Origin of the sequence: Dactylosporangium sp. NPDC000555 (genome assembly GCF_040300025.1) — a bacterium.
Classification (GTDB): Bacteria; Actinomycetota; Actinomycetes; order Mycobacteriales; family Micromonosporaceae; genus Dactylosporangium.
The window spans coordinates 33,738-51,549 of sequence record NZ_JBEPDB010000020.1; the positions used below are offsets into that span (position 1 = coordinate 33,738).

Sequence of the window (17,812 nt, forward strand, 5' to 3'; positions counted from 1 at the left end):
CACCCGGCCCGAGTGACCGAATGCCACCCGAACGACCACGTTCCGTGACTTCGATACGAGCGCTATGGCCTGCCCGGGCGGGGACGGGTCGTCGAGTACAGGTGGCTGTCGGGGAACTCCTCGGCGCTCAGCACCGCGCCGATGACGATGACCGCGGTGCGCTTGATCCCGGCCTCGCGCACCTGCTCGGCGATGTCGGCCAGGGTGCCGCGCAGGATCAGCTCGTCGGCGCGGCTGGCGTAGGCGACGACGGCGGCCGGGCAGTCGGCGCCGTACCACCACGTCAGCTCCACGGCGAGCTCCGCGATCCGCTGTACCGCCAGATGCAGCACCAGCGTCGCCCGGCTCGCGGCCAGCGTGGCCAGCTCCTCCCCCGGCGGCATCGGCGTGGCCCGCGCCGCGGTTCGGGTCAGGATGACCGTCTGTGCGACGCCGGGCACGGTCAGCTCCCGCTTGAGCGAGGCCGCCGCGGCCGCGAAGGCCGGCACGCCGGGCACGATCTCGTACGGCACCCCCGCCGCGTCGAGCCGCCGTAGCTGCTCGGCCATGGCGCTGAACACCGACGGGTCCCCGGAGTGCAGCCGCGCCACGTCGAGTCCCTTCGCGTGCGCGTCAAGCAGCTCGGCGAGGATCTGATCGAGGTCCAGGTCGGCGGTGTCGACCAGCCGGGCACCCGGCGGGCAGTACTGCAGCAGCTCGACCGGCACGAGGCTGCCCGCGTAGAGGCACACCGGCGCCGACGCGATGCGGTCGCGCCCGCGCACGGTGATGAGGTCGGCGGCGCCCGGCCCGGCGCCGATGAAGTACACGGTCATTTCTCCACCACCCACTGTGTGACTGGCATCATCGGTCTCCAACTGAGGAACCCGCCGACGGGCGCGGCCCGGTTGACGGCGATACGGGTCAGCTCCCCACCGTGCGCCGTGTGCAGCTCGGCGATGAGCCGCTCCGACTCGACGGTGACCGCGTTGACGACGAGCCGCCCGCCGGGCCGCAGCACGCCCCAGCACCGCTCGAACACGCCGGGCACCGTGAACCCGCCGCCGATGAACACGGCGTCGGGCACCTCGAGGCCGTCGAGCGCCTCGGGCGCCGCCCCGACGACGAGCGACAGGCCGGGCACCCCGAGCCGCCGCGCGTTGGCCGCGACCCGCTCGGCCCTGGCCTCGTCCCGCTCGACGGCGACGGCCCGGCAGGCCCGGTGCGCCCGCAGCCACTCGATGGCGATGCTGCCCGACCCGGCCCCGACGTCCCAGAGCAGCTCGCCCGGCCGCGGCCCGAGCGCGGCGAGCGTGACGGCCCGGATCTCGCGCTTGGTGAGCTGCCCGTCGCTGTCGTACCGCGCGTCGGCCAGCCCCGGCACGACCGGAACCCCGCCCCCGCCCCGGCATTCGACCGCGACGATGTGCAGCGCCCGCGCCGCGTCCGGGTCGCGATGGATCCGCTCGTCGCCGGCACCGAGCGACTCGAGGATCGTGACGTCGCTGCCCTCGAACCCGGTCTCCTCGAGGATCCGCCAGACCTCGCGCGGCGTACCACCGTCGGCGCCGAGCACGAGCACCCGCCGCCGGTCGTGCAGATACCGTCGCAGCACGTCCACGGACCGCCCGACGGCGCTGACGACCTCGACGTCCTCCACCGCCCAGCCGAGCCGCGCGCACGCGAGCGACACCGACGAGGGGTGCGGTACGACGTGCACGTGCGCGGCCCCGAGGATGCGCACGAGCGTGGTCCCGATCCCGTAGTGCATCGGGTCGCCACTGGCGAGCACACACACCCGCCGCCCGTGCTGCTCCGCGAGCAACCGAGGCAACGCCGGCACCAGCGGCGATGGCCAGGCAATGCGTTCCTGCCGATCGACGCCGCGCACCTGCGAGAAGGCGCCACGGCCCGCCAGCGCACCCTTATCCGACAGCGCGCGCTCATCCGACAGCACGCCACGATCCGGCAGCAGTCCGTCATCCGCCAGCGCACTCTCGCCCGACAACGCGCCCTCATCCGGCAGCGCACCACAGACAGGCAGCACGCCAAGGTCCGGCGGCACGCCGTCGCCCGGCAGCGCCCCGCTGACAGGCGGCGCGCCACGATCCGGCAGCACACCGCCGACAGACAGCGCACCAAGGCCCGGCAGCAGGCCGTCATCCGACAGCGCGCCCTCATCCGGCAGCACGCCAAGGTCCGGCAGCACGCCAAGGTCCGGCGGCACGCCGTCGTTGGGTAGCAGGCCGTCGGTCGTGAGCGCGGCGCGGGGCGGGAGTAGGGCCAGTTGGCGCGCGCCGCCGAACACGACGTCCGCGGTCTCGATGGCGTTCCGGCCCGCTTCGGTCAGGCCGGCGTAGGCGTCAGCGCCGATTCCCACGACGGTGACTTCGGGAGCGGCCGCTGCGATGGCGATGGTCGCAGATGGCGATGACCGCTTCCCGACGATGAGGACCGCCGCGCCGGCGGGCGCTCCACCCGAGTCCCTTCGGGCCGCCGCCAGAAGGGCTGACGCTTCCGCGACGCTGGGAGTGCCAAGGGCCGACGCCACCCGTGCCGAGGGCGATGGGACCGGCACGGCAGCGAGCTCCTCTGGCGGAAAGGTTACCACCTCCCAGCCCCGCGAAGCGGCCAACGAGGCGGCCAGATCGGCGCGCGAATCCACTGTGGACACGGCGACGACATCGTCCAATGTGGACAGTGACTCCGTGGCCAGCGACAGGATCTCGGCCGGGGTCGTGCCGGGGCGGGCGCCGATGCCGATCACCAGGCGCACGACGCCACCAGACGGTAGGCGAGCTGCGGCGAACCGGCCCAGTGCAGGTGCAGGTAGGACGCGTGCACGCCGCCGGCGACGAAGCCGTCACGGGCCTCGCGCCAGGCCCACGCGGGGCTCGCGCCGACGGCCGGGGTGACCTGTGTGCGGTGGAACTCGTGGCCGGTGACGCGGGTGCCGGCCGGGGCGAGCACGCTGTCGGCGACGGCCACCGCGTCGCGGTAGCCGAGGGTGAGCCGGGGCGTCATGGCGGCGTCGGCGTCCAGGATGCCGCACATCGGGCGGCCGTCCAGGGTGCGGCACAGCCAGAGCAGCCCGGCGCACTCGGCGGCGATCGCGCCGCCCGATCCGGCCAGGGCGGCCACCGCGTCGCGGAGGGGGGTGTTGGCGGAGAGCTGCTCGGCGTACACCTCGGGAAAGCCACCGCCCACCACGAGCGCGCGCGTGCCGGGCGGGAGGCTCTCGTCGCGCAGTGGATCCACTGTGGACACCTGGGCGCCGGCCGCGGTGAGCAGCTCCACGGTCTCGGCGTAGCCGAAGGAGAACGCGGGGCCCCCGGCCACGGCGACGACGGGCGCGACGGGCGCGGGCGGGGCGACGGACGGCGTCCACGGCGTAGCGGTCAGCCCGGGCGCGGAGCGGGCCACGGCATGCACGGCGTCGAGGTCGACGCTCGCGGCGATGAGCTCGGCGAGGGCGGCGACGGACGCCGTGGCCTCGGCGGAGCGCTCGACGACGGGCACGAGCCCGAGGTGCCGCGACGGCGCGGCGACGGCGTCATGGCGGCGCAGCACGCCGAGGACGGGGGTGCCGACCTCGGCGCAGGCGTCGCGCAGGATCTGCTCGTGGCGGTCGGAGCCGACGCGGTTGAGGATGACGCCCGCGATGCGGACGCCCGGCCCGAAGGATCGAAATCCGTGCACGAGCGCCGCGACGGAGCGGGCCTGCGCGGTCGCGTCGACGACGAGGACGACGGGCGCGTCGAGCAGCCGGGCCACGTGCGCGGTGGAGCCGTGCTCGCCGGCGCCGGTGCGCCCGTCGTACAGGCCCATGACGCCCTCGATGATGGCGAGGCCGGCGCCCGCGGCGCCGTGGGCGAACAGCGGGGCGATGAGCTCCTCGCCGACGAGCACCGGGTCGAGGTTGCGGCCGGGGCGGCCGGCGGCGAGGGCGTGGTAGCCGGGATCGATGTAGTCGGGGCCGACCTTGAACGGCGCGACGGCGACCCCGCGCGCCGCGAACGCGGCGAGCAGCCCCGTCGCGACCGTGGTCTTGCCGTGGCCGGAGGCGGGCGCCGCGATGACGATCCGGGCTACCACTCGATACCCTGCTGGCCTTTTCGCCCGGCGTCCATCGGGTGCTTGACCTTCGTCATGTCGGTGACGAGGTCGGCGAGGTCGATCAGGTCGGGATGGGCGTCGCGGCCGGTGACGACGACGTGCTGGTTGCCGGGGCGCTCGCGCAGCGTCTCGACGACGTCGGCGATGTCGACCCAGCCCCACTTGATCGGATACGTGAACTCGTCGAGGACGTAGAACCGGTAGGCCTCGGCGGCCAGGTCGCGCTTGATCTGGGCCCAGCCCTCGGCGGCCTCGGCGGCGTGGTCGCGCTCGGTGCCGGGGCGCTGGATCCACGACCAGCCCTCGCCCATCTTGTGCCATACGACGGCGCCGCCCCGGCCGGTCTCACCGAGCGCACGCAGCGCGCCCTCCTCGCCGACCCTCCACTTCGGACTCTTCACGAACTGGAACACGGCGATCGGCCAGCCGGCGCTCCACGCGCGCAGCGCCATGCCGAACGCGGCCGTGGACTTGCCCTTGCCCTGGCCGGTGTGCACGGCGAGCACGTGCTGGCGGCGGCGCTGGCGGGTGGTGAGTCCGTCGTCGGGTACGTTCTCGACTTTTCCCTGCGGCAACTCAGGCTCCCAGGCTCGTCAGCGGAATGCAGGACGCCTCGAGCGCGGCGGCGAGGCGGCGCGCGAGGCCGAGGCGGATCGGGCCGGACTCGCAGTCGACGACGACGGCGGGGACCCCGGCCAGCAGCGGTACGACGCTCAGCGGGTCGGGCCCGCTGGTGGAGCGGCCGTCGGTGACGACGACGAGCAGCGGCCGGCGCCGGGCGTCGCGGCGGCGCTCGCCGTGCAGCGTGCGGGCGGCCTGGCGCAGCCCGGCGGCCAGCGGTGTGCGGCCCCCGGTGCGCAGCTCGGCGAGGCGCAGCACGCCGACCTCGTGGCTGGCGGTGGGCTCCAGGACGAGCGCGGCATCGTGCCCCCGGAACGCGATCATCCCGACCTTGTCCCGCCGCTGGTAGGCGTCGCGCAGCAGCGACAGGACCGCGGTCTTCACCACGCTCATCCGCTGGCGCGCCGCCATGGAGCCCGACGCGTCGACGACGAACAGCACGAGGTTGGCCTCGCGGCCGACCTTGACCGCCTCGCGCACGTCGCGGGCCTCGGCCCGGGTGGCGCCGCGCAGCGCGGCGGCGCGCACGGTGTCGGGCACGTGGAGGCTGGTGAGCTTGCCGCCGAGGGGGGCGCGGGAGCGCACGACCCGCCCGTGGCGCGAGAGCGCGGGCGATCGGCGTCCGGCGTGCGCGCCCGCCTGCCGGTTCGCGCGCCCGGCGATGCTGAGGAGCCTGGGTTTGTACGGCAGGCCCGCGAACGCCAGCGCACCGGGCGCCCCCGTGCCGCCGAACTCCTCCTCTTGCGATATACCCGATAAGTCGGATAAATCAGACTCGCCCCGCGAGTCGGACAAATCAGCACTTGAGCGATTTGTCGGCAGAGCGCCGGCATCGGCGCCGTCGGGGACACCATCGGCACCGCCCGCGGAGTCGCCCGGCGAGCCCTCCGAGGCACCGCCCGCGGAGTCGCCCGGCGAGCCCTCCGAGGCACCGCCCGCGGAGTCGCCCGGCGAGCCTTCCGGGGCACCGTCCGGCGGCGTCGGGCTGCCGCCGTCGTCGCCCGGCGAACCACCCGGCGGATCGTCGTCGTCCGGTCCGGCCTCCTGCTCCAGGACCTCCTCGAGGCGGTCGCGGTCCGCGCCCGGCGGGTCGAGCGGGTCCCGGCGCCGGCGGTGCGGCAGCGCCAGCCGCGCGGCGTCGCGCACGTCGTCCCTGGTCACCACGGTCTGCCCGTGCCACGCCGCCAGGGCCACCGCGGTCCGCGCGACGACGATGTCGGCGCGCAGGCCGTCCACGCGGTACGCCAGGCAGATCCGCGCGATCCGTTCCAGCTCCCGATCGGGCAGCGCGACCGCGCCGAGGCGGGCCCGGGCGGCGGCGATGTGCTCGGCGAGCGTGGCGTCCGCCTCGACGTAGCGCGCGGCGAACGCGGCGGGGTCGGCCTCGTAGGCGAGGCGGCGGCGCACCACCTCGGCGCGCGGCGCGGCCTCCTGCGGCGCGGCGACGCCGACGACGAGCCCGAACCGGTCGACCAGCTGCGGGCGGGGCTCACCCTCCTCCGGGTTCATCGTGCCGACGAGCAGGAACCGGGCGGCGTGCTTGACCGAGACCCCGTCCCGCTCCACGTGCGCGCGGCCCATCGCGGCGGCGTCGAGGAGCAGGTCGACGAGGTGGTCGGGCAGGAGGTTGACCTCGTCGACGTACAGCACGCCCCGATGCGCGGCGGCCAGCAGGCCGGGCTCGTAGGCCTTGACCCCGTCGCCGAGCGCGCGCTGCAGGTCGAGGGTGCCGACCACCCGGTCCTCGGTGGCTCCGACGGGCAGCTCGACGAGGGTGGAGCGGCGGCGCTCGAAGCCGGCGCCGGGCGTATGCGGGCCGTCGGGGCAGGCGGCGTCGGGCGCGGCCGGGTCGCAGGCGAACCGGCAGCCGGCGACGACGTCGACCTCGGGCAGCAGCGCGGCGAGGGCGCGCACCACCGTGGACTTCGCGGTGCCCTTCTCACCACGCACGAGCACCCCGCCGATCGCCGGCGACACGGCGGTGAGCAGCAGTGCCAGGCGCAGGTCGGCCAGGCCGACAACGGCCGAGAACGGATACGGCGGCGTCACGGGCACACACATCCCTTCGGCGGGTCCGCGCCCGCGAGGCGGCTGAACAACGGCGGCCGGAGTCTCCTGACTCCCGGATCGCCACACCTCGACTCCCCGGTCACAGTGGCGGGACCGTCCCGGATTCGCACCGGGTTCCTCCGCATACCGCTCCGGCCATCGTGTCCCACCGGCCCCAGGGCCGTCAACGTGATGCGATTGACCCTCACGACGGGCGGCGGCCTGCCGATGGGGCGGGTATGCGGCGCTGGCGCGACTCGGCCCAGACCGCGCTGTGCGTGCCGCTCGTGGCGATCGTGCTGGTCGCCATGGGCGGCACGGCCCCGCTGCGCCTGCCGCCGCTGGCGCCGGAGACGTCGGTGGCGCCGCCGGGCACCCGCGCGATGTGGCTGTGGCGGCAGCAGGAGCCGCGGCCGGTCGTGGACTGGGCGGTGGCCAACGGCGTGCGGACCCTGTTCGCGTACTACGACCCGAAGGCCGGCCCGGCCGGCCCGGCCGACCTGGACCGCCTGAGCCGGCTGCGACAGCTGTGCGACGCGGCCGGGATCGTGCTCGACGCGCTCGGCGGCGAGCCGGCCTGGACCACCGACCACGCGGCCGCGCTGGCCTGGGCCCGGGGCGCCGCGGCCACGGGCCTGTTCCGCGGGCTGCACCTCGACGTGGAGCCCTACCTGCTGCCGTCCTGGGCTTCGGACCAAGCCGATCCGGTACGGCACTATCTCGCGCTGCTCGACGAGGTCACCGCCGCCGTCGACCTGCCACTGGAGGTGGACGTGCCGTTCTGGCTGGCCACGGTGCCGCTCGCCGATGGCGGGAACCTCGCCGACGCGGTGCTGGCCCGGGTGGACGCCGTCACGGTGATGAGCTATCGCAACACGGCCACGGGCGACAACTCGATCATCGGGGTCGCCGACGACCTGCTGCGGCGGGCCGGGCGGGTCGCGAAGCCGCTCCGGCTGGGCGCGGAGACCCAGCCGCTCGGCGACTGCGGGTACTGCAGCTTCCACGGCGAGACGGCCTCCCACCTGCACCGGACCCTGGCGGCGGTGGGCTCGGCGGCGCAGCGGTACCCGGCGTTCGCGGGAATCGCGGTGCACCAGTACGACACCTGGATCGCGCTCACCGGGTAGCTCAACACGCCCGCCCCGTCGCCGATCAGCCATGGCGACACAAGACACCCTGGAAGGACCTCGCCGATGCGCCGTACCGCCTCCATCGTCGTCGCCTGCGCCGCCGGCGCGGCCGCCGTCCTGCCCGCGGCGGCACCGGCGTCCGCGGCAACGCCCGGCCTCGGGCTGGTCGTGCCGGTCCTGGCGCCCATGCTGCCGGGCCAGACGGGCTGGGTCAGCACCATGTGGGCCGCCACGGACGACGTCTGCAACGTCAGGGTCACGGCGAGCGGCACCGGGGTCACGGTGAAGTACCCGGCCAACACCGCGACCCACTCGTCGCTGTCCAGGGGCGACTCGCTGGACAAGGGCCGCCTCGACTACGCCGCGTTCAACGTGTCGCTGTCCACGTCCAACCTGCTCGCGCTGGTCCCGCTGAAGCTCGACTACTCCTACACCGCGAAGGCCGGCGGGGCGGCGTCCTGCACCGGCATCGCATACTCCGGCTCCGTCACCGCGACCCTGCCGGTCGTGTCCGCCACCGGCGACGCCGTGGTGCAGAAGACCTCGAGCGTCACCGTGCCCAGGGCCACCCCGATCTGGTCCCAGCTGGTCTTCCAGTCGCGTAAGTCCGGCGTCGACGACCTGCGGATCACGGTCTCCGGCGGTCCCGCCGGGCTGGTCGTGACCTACCCGGGCGAGCGCGCCCACACCGCCCTGAACAAGGGCGCTGGCCTGGCCGTCGGCACCGACGACTTCGCCGCGGTCAGGTTCGACGCCACCGGCGTGGCCGCCGGCACCTACAAGCTCACGGTCAAGCTCACGTACGGCACCACCACCGACACCAACGACCTCACGCTCGTCGTCTCGTAGCGAGGCAGGTACCCCATGATCCGCTCCCGCGCCCCGCTCGTCCTGGCCGCGCTCGCCCTCGCGGCGGGGGTCTCCGCCTGCGGCGGGTCCTCGGACACGGCCACGCAGGAGATCAAGACGCCGGCCCCGGCGGCCTCGCTCACCCAGGACCGCCGCGAGACGATCTTCCTGGACGCGACGGCCGCGCACCTGTGCTCGGTGCAGTCGCAGGTGTACACCGACCCGTCGGCGATGGCGTCCGCGTACGCGTCGCGGCCGATCTACACGGACCTGACCGACGGCCAGGTGGACGACTTCCAGCGGCGGTTGACCGGCGAGCCGGCCTTCGCCGACCGTCTGACCCAGCGCATCCAGTCCACGTGCGGCACACCGAAGTAGCAGTTCTCCATTCTCCGTGATCACGGAGCAAAAGTGCACACGGAGCAGCACGTTCGCTCCGTGATCATGGAGAGCCCCGCGCACCGTGGACGCCGGGCGCGCGGGCTGCGGCTGCCAGCCGATTGGCGGTCGCTCTTATCGGATCTCGTTCTCAGCCGCGCACGGGCACCCGGCGGCGCTTCTTCTTGGGTGATGCCACCGGAGCGCGCCTGGCCGCGGCCACGATCATGAAGGCGACGCCCGCGATGATCGCGGCCGGGATCAGCCAGTCGGTGAGCACGAACGGGGTCTGCGGAGCCGCGCGTGGCGCCGCCGGCGCCGTGCCGACGTCCGGGAGCAAACCGGGCGTCGAGGTGGGCGCCGCGGTCGCGCCGGACAGCGCCGCCGGCGGGCCCGAGGTCGGGGCGGTCCAGCCGGGCGGGGGCTGGGTGACCGGGCCCGAGTACGTGAACTTCAGCGTGCCCTTGACCGGCTCGCCGTCCGAGGCCACGGACTGGTACGCCGCCGTGTACACGCCCTGCTCCGGCCAGTGCGAGACGTCGATGACCGCCGGGTAGCCGGTGTTGAACACGCGCGGCTCGAACTTGCCGTCGACCAGGTTGTACTCCTGGACCGGCTTGTCGAGGCGCTTCGGCTGGCCCGTCCGCCACGCGCCCTCGACGCGCCGACCGGACGGCGTGGTGACGGTGAACCACGCGTACGAGGCGGGCGTCTCCGTGAAGTACAGCGTCAGATCGTCCCTGGGCTGGCTCACCGTGCTGTCGGCGACCGGATCGGACATGGCGAGCTGGCCGTGCGCCGCGGCCGGGGACGCCGGCAGCAACAGGGCGGCGACTACCGCCAGGACGGCCAATCCGCGCAGCGGCAAACGCATCGACCCATGATGGCGGGTTCCGCAGTACGCGACAAGCGGCTAAATTCACAGCCCTGACAAACCCCGCCGCCGACGGGAGACCGACCGTTGTCCAACGCCCGACCGACCGCCCGCGCCGGCCTCGTGCTGGCCGCGCTGCTCGCCTTCGCCGCCGCGTGCGGCGACGACCCCTCCCCCGCCGCCGCGCCGACCACCGCCGCCGCGGCGCCGCAGACGTCCGCCCCCGCCGCGGGCCCAGGATCCGACGCGCCGTCGACGCCGGCCGCCACCGGCTCGCCGGTGCCGTCGCCGCCGCAGGCCGTGAACAAGGACCTCGTGTACACCATCGCCAAGCGCCGGGCCAACCCGCCGGCCGGACGCGTCGAGGTCGCCCGGGGTGACGTCGTGCGCATCACGGTGACCAGCGACGAGGCCGACCAGCTGCACGTCCACGGCTACAACACCGAGCTCGCCCTCGCCGCCGGCCAGCCGGGCTCGATCACGCTCACCGCCGACCGCACCGGCCTGTTCGAGGTCGAGACACACAAGTCGCACCTCGTGCTGTTCCAGCTCGTGGTGCGCTGATGGGCCCGGCGGACGTGCTCGCCCACGGCGTCGGCGGGCGGCAGGACCTGCCGCTGACCCCGGCGCAGCTGGCGGTCGGTGCGGCGCTCGCGCTCGTGGTGTCGTTCGTGGTGCTGGGCGTGGCCTGGCGGGAGCCGCGCCTCGACCCCGGCGCGGGCCGCCCCGTGCCCGCGTGGCTGTCGAGGGCGGCCGGTGGTCTCGCCTGGCCCCTGCGCGTCGCGGGTATCCTGCTCGCCGCGGTACTGCTGGTGCAGTTCACGAAGCCCGACGACGAGCACAACCCCGCCGCCGGCCTGGTGTACGTCCTGTTCTGGGTCGGGCTGGTCCCGCTGTCGCTGCTGCTGGGCCCGGTCTGGCGCAGGCTCAACCCGCTGCGCGCGATCGTGGCCCTGATCCGGCGCGACGGCGGCCGCCCGCTGCCCGCCGGGCTCGGGTACTGGCCGGCCGCCGCGGGCCTGTTCGCCTTCGCCTGGCTCGAGCTCGCCGCGCCCGACCGTGCCACGCTGCCGGTGTTCGGCGCGTGGCTGGCCGTCTACGCGGCGGCGATGCTGGCCGGCGGCCTCGTCTACGGCACCGCCTGGTTCGATCGCGGCGACGCGTTCGAGGTGCTCGGCGACCTCGTCGGCCGGCTCGCGATCGTCGGCCGCCGTCCCGACGGCGCGCTCGTGTGGCGCAACCCGCTCGACGGCATCGCCGGCCTGACCGCCGCGCCCGGCCTCGTCGCCGTCCTCGCGGTCCTGCTAGGCGCGACGTTCTACGACGCCATGTCCGGCGCCCTGTTCTGGCTGCGCTTCACCCAGGAGAGCGGCCTGCCCGCGCCGGTCACCGGCACGCTGGGCCTGCTGGCGGTCATCGGGGCGGTGGCCGCGGCGTACCGGACCGCCACCCGGGCCGCCGGCCGCCGCGGGCGCGCCTCGGCGGACCGCGCGCCGGGCGAGCTCGCCCACTCGATCGTGCCGATCGCGGTCGGCTACGTGATCGCGCACTACTGGTCGCTGTTCGTCCTGGAGGGCCAGCGCACGGTCGCGCTGCTGTTCGGTGCCGAGGACTTCGAGGTGTACAGCGGGATCATCACCCCGACCGGCGTCGCCAACCTGCAGGTGACGGTGATCGTGCTCGGCCACCTGGTCGGCACGGTGCTCGCCCACGACCGCGCCCTGCGGATGTTCCCCCGCGCGCAGGCGGTCACCGGACAGCTGCCGCTGCTGGGGCTCATGGTGGTGTACACGGTGGCGGGCCTGTTCCTGCTGTTCGCCGGCTGAGGCCGGCACCCGGCGGGAGCGCGAGAAGGCGGGCGGCACGAGGGAGGAGTGCCGCCCGCCGGCTCATATATGTGTATCGAGACCGTGTTCTCGAGATAGGTGGTTCGAGGATCTCGCGATCCCTTCAAGCGGTGCTGAGAACAGCATCGGCGACAGGGCTTGGCAGAGACTTGGCGCTCGCTTGCGCCGATGTGTCGCCCGCGCGACAGCCGGCCGCAGCCACGCTCATGGCCCGCCGACGGCAGCCTCCAGCGCGAGGCGCTCGGCCGCGGCGGCGCGCACCTGCGGGGTCTCGATCGGGTCGTCGCGCAGATACGCCATGCGCCGCTCGAGCTTCTCGTCCAGCGGGACGTGCCGCACCGCGAGCAGGCGCACGTCGGCCTCGCAGTCCCACAGGCCCTCGGTCAGGGCGCCCGCGCACGCGTCCGCGTCGGGTTCCAGCGTCATGCGGGCGCGCAGGTAGGTGGCCCGCTCGTACGAGTGGGGGCTGAACCACAGCGACCGGATCCGCGGCAGCGCCTGCCGTGCGGCGGCGCCGCCGACCCGGGCCAGGCCGTCGACGAGCCGGTCGTACCCGCACATGTCGTCCGGCCGCCGGTCGAGCCAGTCGAGGCCGGCGAGCAGCGCAGGGCCGTCGGACTCGTCGCCGTGCTCGGCCAGGACGCACAGGCTCTGCCAGTACGGGCCGGAGCCGGGATCGGCGGCCACCCCGCGCGCCGCGGGCAGGGCGTCGGCCACCGGCCCCGCGAGGCACTCCCGGGCCGCGTCGTCGATGCCGTCGGCCTCCTCGAGGAGCTCGCCGAGGCCGCGCACGGCCTCGGGGCCGGCTGACAGACCGGCGGAGAGTGCGGCGCGGACGCGCTCGTCGCGGGCGGCCCAGTCGCTCCAGGGCGGGCCCGGGGGCAGGTGCGGAGGGCCTTGGGCGCCTCGGGAGGCTTGCGCGCAGGCCAGGCGATCGGCCGCCGCGGGGAGCAGGTCGTCCCACCAGTTGGCCGGCCAGGCATTCGCGATCACGGCGAGCGCTTCGCGCCAGTAGGGGCCGATGTGGACGTACCGCCGCAGACTCTCGACGACCCCCTCGGACCCGGCGCGGCCCAGCGCCTCCGCGACCCGCAGGACGTGGGAGAACTCGCCGGTCTCGTCAGTGGCGGTGAAGAGCCGGGCGATGATCGGGCCGGTCGGCAGCTCCAGGTCCCGGACCAGCCGCGCCAGGTAGACGCCGCGCTCGTCCAGCGGCAGCCAGCGGTGGTCGCGGCGGATGCAGGCGTACACCAGGTCCGGGGCGGCCGGGTCCCGCCCCGCCCGCACGGCACCCCGTCCGAGGCCGCGCTGCAGCGCGCCGGCCCGGGTCCGGGTGGGCAGGTAGTGCCAGTCGTCCTCAATGGTCATGCCGAGACCTCCGCTTCGCTACGGCGGCGGCATGACCTGAACCTGCGTTTATTATGAGCGGCCACTCCGCTTCGCTCCGTACCCCTCATGCCCGAGACCTCCGCTTCGCTCCGGCGGCGGCATGACCTGAACCTGCGTTTATTGTGAGCGGCCACTCCGCTTCGCTCCGTACCCCTCATGCCGATGCAGTGTGCGGGGTTTCCGGGCGGCGCGCCGCCGATTTCCGGCCCGGAAAAGGCTTGACAAAGGGCCCGGACGCGACACGACGCCGGTCAGCGGGTTGGCCGCCGACCGGCGTCGTGAGTGTGATCTCACCGCCCCGAGAGGAGTTGGTCACGCGCTGGCGTCGTTGATCTCGTTGTCGTTGTGGGAGCCCGAGCCGAGGAAGTTCTCGAAGTGGGAGGTGATGCCCTCCAGGCCCGCGAGCACCGACGTGGCGCCGAAGCTGTGCACCTGGCCGAAGCCCACCTCGCCGAAGCCGACGGAGTCGTTCTCGGCCGCGCCGAAGCCCGACTCGCCGAAGCTCTCCTGGCCGTACGCGGCGAAGGTGTGGTCCTCCTCGATCTCCGTGCGCTCGTAGCGCGTGTACTCGGTGATCTGGTAGTGGTTGCCGGCCGCGTCGGTGTACTCGATGTGCTTGACGTTCTCGAACGCTTCGTGCTCGATGCTGCGGTGGTCGTGCTCGAGGATGCCGTACTGCGACTGGTAGTCCTGCGAGGCGCCCAAGCCCGCGTGCGCCTCCTCCAGCGAGCCGTGCTCGTGGCCCATCTCGATCTCGCCGTACTCGCTCATGGGGGTGGTCCTCTCGGATGCATGTCAGCTCGGGGGTGCTGCATTCAAGGTACGGGGCCCCGTACAGCGCCAAATCCCGGAAACGTGCCACGCGGACATCGGCGGATCAGACTCAATAGGCGATGACCGGCGCCCCCGTGTGACTGACCGGGACCAGGTGCGTCACGCACTCGGCGCCCTCGAGCCGGTGCAGCAGAAACCCGGTCGGCTCGGCCACGAAGCTCACCGGGCGGTCCTCGCGCAGGCCGAGGTCCACGGCCCGGTACGTGCTGGGCGCGACGCTGAGCACCGTGCCCGCGAACCCCGCGGTGACCACGCGGTGCAGGTGCCCGGCGAGCACCCGGACGACGTGCGGGTGCCGCCGCACGACCTCGGCGAGCGCGGGCCCGTCGACGAGCCGGATGGCGTCCATGCCGGGGATGCCGACCCGGATCGGCGGGTGGTGCAGGCAGACGAACGCCGGCACCTGCGAGCGGCGGCCGAGCGTGTCGTCGAGCCAGGCGAGCTGCTCGTCGCCGAGCAGGCCGGCGTCGCCGAGCTCGGGCCGCAGGGAGTCGAGGACGACGATCGTGAACTCTTCGTACTCCGCGGCGTAGAAGGTCTCGGCCAGCCCGAACGACTGCTGGAGCGCGGCCTTGCCGTCGTGGTTGCCCGTGACGAGGTGTACCGGGACGGGATAGCGCCCGATCAGCTCCTGGAGCACCTCGTACTCCCCACCGCGGCCGCGGTCGACGAGGTCCCCGGTGACGACGACGCAGTCGGGCTGCGGCTCCAGCGCGAGCACGCGGGTCAGCGCCCGGTACAGCCCGGCGGCCGGCTCCGCGGCCAGCGCGCCGGTGGTGATGTGTGGATCGCTGAGGTGCGCGATGAGGGGCATGCCCGTCATTCTGCGCCGCGAAAGTGGCCGGGCGGGGCGGCTCCGGTGGGTGAGCCGCCCCGCCCGTGTCCAGGATCGGCGCGAAGCGCCGAACAGATCGGACTTATCAGTATTTAGCGTGAAACACCCACCGGCTTGTCGGTCGCCTCGGTCGTCTTGGCGGCCGAGAGGTCCAGCGTGCTGCGCAGCATCGCCGGGCGCATCAGCAGCGCCGCGATCACGCCCACCACCGCGATGCACGCGGAGACGAGGAAGATGTGGCCGGTGGCGTCGCCGTACGCGGCGCGGACGATGTGCCGCATCGCCTCGGGCAGCGCGTTGAGGTTGAGGTTGCTGGTCTTGCCGCCGCCGGCCGGGGCGTGCACGCCGGCCGCGGCGAGCGACTCCGTGATGTTGCTCGTCACCCGGCGGGCCAGGATCGCACCGAGAACCGAGACGCCGATGGTGCCGCCGAGCGAGCGGAAGAACGCCACCGTAGAGCTGGCCGCGCCGATGTCCTTGAGCGGCACGCTGTTCTGCACCGCCAGCACCAGGTTCTGCATGGACATGCCCACGCCGACGCCGATCAACAGCATGGCGCCGCTGACGAAGACCAGCGAGGTCTCGTGGTCGATGGTGGACAGGGCCGCGAAGCCGGCGACGAGGACGATGGTGCCGGCGACGATGTACGGCTTGATCCGCCCGGTCCGGGTGATGAGCTGCCCGACCACGATCGAGGAGATCAGCACGCCCGCCATGAGCGGGATGGTGAGCAGGCCGGCCTCGGTGGGCGTGTAGCCGCGGCCGATCTGGAAGTACTGGCCGAGGAAGACCGCGCCGCCGAACATCGCCATGCCGACCGCGAGGCTCGCCACGATCGACAGCGCGGTGGTCCGCTGCTTGACGATGTCCAGCGGCACGACCGGCTCGGCGGCGCGGGACTCGACCCACACGGCCAGCGCGAGCAGCACCAGCCCCGCGGCCACCATGACCGCGCTCTGCCAGGACAGCCACGCGAACGAGCCGCCGACGAACGACACCCAGATCAGCAGCACGCTGACGCCGACGGCGATGAGGCCCGCGCCCAGGTAGTCGATCTTGACGTTGTCCCGCTTGATCGTGACCAGGTGCAGGGTCTTCTGGAGTACCACGAGGGCGATGACGGCCACCGGCACACCCACGAAGAAGCACCAGCGCCAGCCCAGCCACGAGGTGTCGACGATCACGCCGCCGAGCAGCGGCCCGCCCACGGTGGCCACCGCCATCACGCCGCCGAGATAGCCGTTGTACCGGCCGCGTTCCCGGGGCGAGATCATCGCCGCGATCACGACCTGGACCAGCGCCTGCAGGCCGCCGACGCCGATGCCCTGGAAGGCACGGGCGGCGATGAGCTCCCCGGTGTTCTGCGCGAGGCCGCTGAGCATCGAGCCCAGCACGAAGATCACGATCGAGACCTGGACGAGGACCTTCTTGTTGTACAGGTCGGCGAGCTTGCCCCAGATCGGGGTCGTCGCGGTCGCGGTGAGCAGGGTGGCGGTGACGACCCAGGTGTACTGCGTCTGCGTGCCGTTGAGCGCGCCGATGATCTTCGGCAGCGCGGTTGAGACGATCGTGGAGCTCACCATCGCGACGAAGAGGGCGAGCAACAGGCCGCTCAGCGCCTCCAGGACTTGCCGATGGGTCATCGGCTCCTCGGTCTGCGTCTGACTCATCGTGTTGCCTCCAGGGTGTTGCGGTTGGTCGTAGCGAACTGCGCGTTGAGGGAGCCGCGGAAGCGGCACAGCAGCGTGCCGAGGAGCTCGACGTCGGCGCGGCTCCAGTCGCTCAGAGCGGCGGCGAGCAGGGTGGAGTACCAGTCGTTGGAGCGCCGCAGGATGTCGCGCCCGGCGTCGGTGAGCTCCAGGAAGCTGGCCCGGCCGTCGCGCGGGTCGGCGACCCGGCGTACCAGGCCGTCCTGGACGAGCACGCTGACCGCCCGGCTGGTCGTCGACTGGTCGAGCGCGCAGGCGGCGGCGAGCTCCTTGAGACGACAGCCGCCGGCGAGCCGCTCGATGACGGCGAGCATGCCGGCGACGCCGGGCGCGAGCGCCTCGTTGTCGTGCTGGTACTGCTGCTTCACCAGGCGCACGACCTTCATGAGCTCGCGCACCTCGTCGCGCAGCGCGTCGACATGCTCCACCGGCCCTCCCGAATACTTGCCTGGCACAAGCATCCAAAAAACTTGCCTAGTGCGCAAGTTTGCTCAATGAGAATTAGGTAACATCAAGACGTGGGGGCCGGCCTGCGAGAACGCAAGAAGAGCGCCACCCGGCAGGCCCTGCACGAGGCCGCCGTGGCGCTGTCGATTGAGCACGGCCTGGACAAGGTCACCGTGGAGGCGATCGCGGACGCGGCCGAGGTGTCGCGCCGGACGTTCTCGAACTACTTCGCGAGCAAGGAGGAGGCGCTGCTGTACGGCGACCAGCTGCGCATTCGCCTGCTGGTCGACGCCGTCCGGGACCGCCCGGCCGCCGAGCCGCCCTGGGCCGCGCTGACGGGCGCCGCGCTGGAGGTGCAGCAGCGCCTGGGCGCGCGCGATCCACGCTGGGTGACACAGGTCCGGATGGTGCGCCGGCACCCGGCGCTGGCGGCGCAGCAGGTCTCGACGTACGCCTCGATGGAGGACGAGCTGACCGCGGAGATCAGCTCCCGGGCGCCGTGGTCCGCGCAGTGCCCGGTGCGGGCCCGCCTGATGGCCGCGGCCTTCCTGGCCTCGATGCGCGTGGCGGTGCAGGACTGGCTGGACCGCCCGCCGGGCACCCAACTCGCCGACGTCATGCGCGAGGCCCTGACCGAGATGGGCGCCGCGTTCCACTGAACCGAGGAGGCGCGCGGCGCCGCCCCAGCCAGGCCGCGGACCGTGCGGATTGCGTTACGGATCAGCTATCGGCAGGCCCCGAGTTGACCAACT

The 17,812-nt window shown here is 73.5% G+C and carries 17 protein-coding genes and 1 riboswitch; of the genes, 6 read left to right on the forward strand and 11 right to left on the reverse strand.

Going from position 1 to position 17,812, the window contains the following annotated elements:
* Positions 1 to 62: 62 nt before the first annotated feature.
* The 5 genes from cobM to ABT297_RS15320 are packed head-to-tail and all read right to left on the reverse strand — an operon-like array spanning position 63 to position 6,765.
* The gene (gene cobM, locus ABT297_RS15300; RefSeq protein ID WP_350549179.1) at positions 63 to 815 is read right to left on the reverse strand and encodes a precorrin-4 C(11)-methyltransferase; all 753 of its coding nucleotides are present in this window, start codon (positions 813 to 815) and stop codon (positions 63 to 65) included.
* On the reverse strand, positions 812 to 2,755 hold the full coding sequence (cbiE, locus tag ABT297_RS15305; RefSeq protein WP_350549181.1) for a precorrin-6y C5,15-methyltransferase (decarboxylating) subunit CbiE: 1,944 nt from the start codon (positions 2,753 to 2,755) through the stop codon (positions 812 to 814). Before cbiE ends, cobM begins: the two co-directional genes overlap by 4 nt.
* A complete protein-coding gene (locus ABT297_RS15310) occupies positions 2,743 to 4,074 on the reverse strand; it encodes a cobyrinic acid a,c-diamide synthase CobB (RefSeq protein ID WP_350549183.1) in 1,332 nt (443 codons plus the stop codon). The genes cbiE and ABT297_RS15310 overlap by 13 nt, the downstream gene beginning before the upstream one ends.
* On the reverse strand, positions 4,068 to 4,670 hold the full coding sequence (gene cobO, locus ABT297_RS15315) for a cob(I)yrinic acid a,c-diamide adenosyltransferase (RefSeq protein WP_350549185.1): 603 nt from the start codon (positions 4,668 to 4,670) through the stop codon (positions 4,068 to 4,070). Before cobO ends, ABT297_RS15310 begins: the two co-directional genes overlap by 7 nt.
* Before the next feature lies 1 nt (position 4,671).
* Entirely contained in the window at positions 4,672 to 6,765 is a 2,094-nt protein-coding gene (locus ABT297_RS15320; protein ID WP_350549187.1) for a VWA domain-containing protein, read from the reverse strand.
* A 41-nt stretch (positions 6,766 to 6,806) separates the two neighbouring features.
* Positions 6,807 to 6,937, reverse strand: a riboswitch (cobalamin riboswitch).
* A gap of 67 nt (positions 6,938 to 7,004) precedes the next feature.
* Between ABT297_RS15320 and ABT297_RS15325 the strand changes: the two genes are divergently transcribed.
* From ABT297_RS15325 to ABT297_RS15335, 3 genes are all read left to right on the forward strand, one after another.
* Positions 7,005 to 7,895: a hypothetical protein gene (locus ABT297_RS15325; protein WP_350549189.1), complete on the forward strand. Its 891-nt coding sequence runs from the start codon at positions 7,005 to 7,007 to the stop codon at positions 7,893 to 7,895.
* A 66-nt stretch (positions 7,896 to 7,961) separates the two neighbouring features.
* Positions 7,962 to 8,747 carry a hypothetical protein gene (locus tag ABT297_RS15330; RefSeq protein ID WP_350549191.1) on the forward strand — a complete coding sequence of 262 codons (786 nt, stop codon included), beginning with the start codon at positions 7,962 to 7,964 and terminating at the stop codon, positions 8,745 to 8,747.
* A gap of 15 nt (positions 8,748 to 8,762) precedes the next feature.
* Positions 8,763 to 9,125 carry a hypothetical protein gene (locus tag ABT297_RS15335; RefSeq protein WP_350549193.1) on the forward strand — a complete coding sequence of 121 codons (363 nt, stop codon included), beginning with the start codon at positions 8,763 to 8,765 and terminating at the stop codon, positions 9,123 to 9,125.
* A gap of 151 nt (positions 9,126 to 9,276) precedes the next feature.
* On the opposite strand, the gene ABT297_RS15340 is transcribed toward ABT297_RS15335, so the two are convergent.
* On the reverse strand, positions 9,277 to 9,999 hold the full coding sequence (locus ABT297_RS15340; protein ID WP_350549195.1) for a copper resistance CopC family protein: 723 nt from the start codon (positions 9,997 to 9,999) through the stop codon (positions 9,277 to 9,279).
* A gap of 87 nt (positions 10,000 to 10,086) precedes the next feature.
* On the opposite strand from ABT297_RS15340, the gene ABT297_RS15345 reads away from it, so the two are divergent.
* Both ABT297_RS15345 and ABT297_RS15350 read left to right on the forward strand, forming a co-directional pair.
* Positions 10,087 to 10,563, forward strand: a complete 477-nt coding sequence (locus ABT297_RS15345; protein WP_350549197.1) for a cupredoxin domain-containing protein — start codon at positions 10,087 to 10,089, stop codon at positions 10,561 to 10,563.
* Entirely contained in the window at positions 10,563 to 11,825 is a 1,263-nt protein-coding gene (locus ABT297_RS15350) for a hypothetical protein (protein ID WP_350549199.1), read from the forward strand. The genes ABT297_RS15345 and ABT297_RS15350 overlap by 1 nt, the downstream gene beginning before the upstream one ends.
* Positions 11,826 to 12,050: 225 nt before the next feature.
* Here the strand turns inward: ABT297_RS15350 and ABT297_RS15355 are convergent, their stop codons facing one another.
* From ABT297_RS15355 to ABT297_RS15375, 5 genes are all read right to left on the reverse strand, one after another.
* A complete protein-coding gene (locus ABT297_RS15355) occupies positions 12,051 to 13,214 on the reverse strand; it encodes a hypothetical protein (protein WP_350549201.1) in 1,164 nt (387 codons plus the stop codon).
* A gap of 333 nt (positions 13,215 to 13,547) precedes the next feature.
* The gene (locus ABT297_RS15360; protein ID WP_350549203.1) at positions 13,548 to 14,006 is read right to left on the reverse strand and encodes a hypothetical protein; all 459 of its coding nucleotides are present in this window, start codon (positions 14,004 to 14,006) and stop codon (positions 13,548 to 13,550) included.
* Positions 14,007 to 14,118: 112 nt separating this feature from the next.
* Entirely contained in the window at positions 14,119 to 14,883 is a 765-nt protein-coding gene (locus ABT297_RS15365; RefSeq protein ID WP_350549205.1) for a phosphodiesterase, read from the reverse strand.
* 113 nt (positions 14,884 to 14,996) lie between these two features.
* Positions 14,997 to 16,574 carry an MDR family MFS transporter gene (locus ABT297_RS15370; RefSeq protein WP_350549207.1) on the reverse strand — a complete coding sequence of 526 codons (1,578 nt, stop codon included), beginning with the start codon at positions 16,572 to 16,574 and terminating at the stop codon, positions 14,997 to 14,999.
* Positions 16,571 to 17,041 carry a MarR family winged helix-turn-helix transcriptional regulator gene (locus tag ABT297_RS15375; protein ID WP_350549209.1) on the reverse strand — a complete coding sequence of 157 codons (471 nt, stop codon included), beginning with the start codon at positions 17,039 to 17,041 and terminating at the stop codon, positions 16,571 to 16,573. Before ABT297_RS15375 ends, ABT297_RS15370 begins: the two co-directional genes overlap by 4 nt.
* Before the next feature lie 90 nt (positions 17,042 to 17,131).
* Here ABT297_RS15375 and ABT297_RS15380 point away from each other — a divergent pair, with 90 nt between their 5' ends.
* Positions 17,132 to 17,719 carry a TetR/AcrR family transcriptional regulator gene (locus ABT297_RS15380; protein WP_350549211.1) on the forward strand — a complete coding sequence of 196 codons (588 nt, stop codon included), beginning with the start codon at positions 17,132 to 17,134 and terminating at the stop codon, positions 17,717 to 17,719.
* The last annotated feature ends 93 nt before the right edge of the window (positions 17,720 to 17,812 follow it).